General features: G+C 32.3%; 2 protein-coding genes. Both read left to right on the top strand.

Going from position 1 to position 2,797, the window contains the following annotated elements; translation table 11 throughout:
* On the top strand, positions 1–1,833 hold a 1,833-nt coding region (locus tag F6K13_RS26915), incomplete at its 5' end, for a tetratricopeptide repeat-containing sulfotransferase family protein (RefSeq protein WP_287288979.1).
* Between the two features lie 74 nt (positions 1,834–1,907).
* On the top strand, positions 1,908–2,102 hold the full coding sequence (locus F6K13_RS26910; RefSeq protein WP_124144400.1) for a hypothetical protein: 195 nt from the start codon (positions 1,908–1,910) through the stop codon (positions 2,100–2,102).
* Positions 2,103–2,797 lie beyond the last annotated feature (695 nt).

Below are 2,797 nucleotides of genomic sequence, written 5' to 3'. Positions count from 1 at the left end.
GCAATTAAATTGAATCCTGATTTTTATTTGTCTTACGAAAAATTAGGAGAAGCACTGACTCAACAAGATAATTTACATGAAGCGGTAACTGCCTACCAAAAAGCTATAAAAATTAATCCTAATTCCTATTGGTCTCACAATAAATTAGGAGAAACTTTAATTAAATTAGGTATATTAGACCAAGCTGAGACAACTCTGCAAAAAGCTATAGAAATCAATCCCAAGATTTACTTTGCTCACCATAATTTAGGAGAAGTTTTATTCAAACAACAAAGAGAAACAGAAGCCATTGTCAAATATCATCAAGCCATCAAAATTAATCCTAATTCTTATTGGTCTCATAACTCATTAGGAGATACTTTAGTAAAATTAGAAAACTGGGAAGAAGCCATAACAACATACCGTCGTGCCATAGAAATTAATCCTAACTATTATTGGTCTTATAATTCATTAGGAGATGTTCTAGAAATTACAGGAAAATCAGACCAAGCAATTACCAGTTACTTAAAAGCAATTGAACTTAATCCAGAAATAGATAGACCTCATTTATGTTTATGGAATTTGTTTCTCAAACAAGATAAATGGGAAAAAGCAGAAAATATCTACCGCCAAGAAATTGAAAAAAATCCTCATAACTATTGGCTATGGAATTATCTAGGAAATACCCTAGTAAAACAACAAAGATTAGATGAAGCCATCGCCTCTTATCAAAAAGCTATTTCTATTCAACCTAATATTTCGGAAATTTATCAATTTTTAGGAGATGCTTTTATTCAACAACAAAAGTGGGATGAAGCTGCTATTGTTTATCTGCGCGCTGTAGAACTTAACCCTGAATTATCCTGGTCAAATTATAATTTATGGAACACTTTAGAACGCTGCGGAAAATTAGATAAAGTAGTCAATTTATATCGGCAGTTTATTCAACAAAATCCAGATTCATATTTGTCCTATATAAATCTCGGAGAAATTCTGACAAAACAGAATCAAATAGATGAAGCAATTATTTATTACCAAACTGCTTGTTACCAACAAACTTTAAAATCTTACCCCTCCCTTTGCCAAAAACAGTGGCATTTGACAGACATTCAAAATCCTAACTTTCTAATTATTGGAGTAGGAAAAGGAGGAACTACCTCCTTATTTAGTTATCTCATCCAACATCCTCAAATTTTATCCCCTGTTGTAAAAGAAATAAATTTTTGGTCGATGAACTTTGACAAAGGAATAAATTGGTATATCTCTCATTTTCCTGCCATTCCAAACCATGAAAATTTAATAACTGGAGAAGCAAGTCCTAGTTATTTAGGAAATTGGGAAGCACCAGACAGAATATTTAATTACTTTCCCAAAATCAAATTAATAATTATGTTGAGAAACCCTGTAGATAGAGCTATTTCTCACTACTATCATTGGCGAAGGATAAATAGAGAAAATCGCCCTTTAGAAACAGCATTAAATCAAGAATTAGAAAATTGGCAAATGATTTATAAAAATTCCCCCTTAGACACCAATTATTGGCATCATGGATTATATTATTTAGGCACTGGAATATATATAGATTTTATCCACAATTGGATGAGAATATTTCCTCAAGAACAAATTCTAATTTTGCCCACAGAAGAATTTTATCGAACTCCAACAACCATGATGAAACGAGTATTTGATTTTCTCGGTCTGCCAAATTATAAAGTTCCTGACTACAAGAAATTAAATTTAGGTTCCTATCCCCCTATCAGTAAATCACTGCATCAAAAATTGACCAACTTCTTTCGACCTCATAATAAAAAATTAGAGGAGTATTTAGAGGTGACATTTAACTGGGAAAGTTGAGATGGATGACCAAAAGTTAGGAGAAAAATTTCGATAAAAACAGTGGGGTAAAATTCTTAATTTCTCCCACAACTATGATCGAACGAGTATTTGATTTTCTCAATTTGCCAAACTATCAAATTCCCGACTACCAAAAATTAAACTTAGACTCTTATCCGCCGATCAAAAAATTACTTCACCAAAAATTGACCAATTTATTCTCACCTCATAATCAAAAATTAGAATCAAACTTAGAGATGAAATTTAATTGGGAAACTAGAGATGGTTGACTAAGAATTTGGAGAAAAACAGTAGGGAGAAGCTCTTAATTTCTCTCACAACCATAGTGAGACGAGTATTTGATTTTCTCAATTTGCCAAACTATTAAATTCCCGACCACCAGAAATTTAAATGAGGGTCTTAATTTCTCTCACAACCATGGTGAGACGAGTATTTGATTTTCTCAATTTGCCAAACTATCAAATTTCCAACTACCAGAAATTTAACTGGGAAACTAGAGATAGATGACTCAGAGTTAGGAGAAAAATTTCGAGAAAAGCACTGCCATAAAGCTCTTAATTTCTCCCACAAAACCTGATGAAACGAGTATTTGATTTTCTCAATTTGCCAAACTATTAAATTCCCGACTACCAGAAATTAAACTTAGGTTCCTATCCATCTATCAAGAAATTACTGCCTCAAAAATTGAGAGATTTCTCTCAAGCTGAAATTCCTCAATTAGAATCAGACTTAATATATGAAATTTAACTGGGAAACTAGAGATAGATGACTCAGAGTTAGGAGAAAAATTTCCAGAAAAACAGTAGGATGAAGCTCTTAATTTCTCCCACAACGCTTGTTTTTTTGTCTCAAATTCAATGCCCTAGTGTTAGACAAATTTTTATGTTGGCGACTGCCGTTTGCGTAGCATTCTGTAGGAAAATAATTAATAATTAATTATTACTTATCTTTGGCCAAGTTCTTT

Origin of the sequence: Okeania sp. SIO2B9, assembly GCF_010672505.1 — a bacterium.
GTDB lineage: Bacteria > Cyanobacteriota > Cyanobacteriia > Cyanobacteriales > Microcoleaceae > Okeania > Okeania hirsuta.
This window is presented reverse-complemented; position numbering and strand designations above follow the sequence as displayed.

Excerpts from the sequence above, each read along its gene's own strand:
- F6K13_RS26910 (WP_124144400.1), top strand. The coding sequence starts at position 1,908 with ATGATCGAACGAGTATTTGATTTTCTCAATTTGCCAAACTATCAAATT.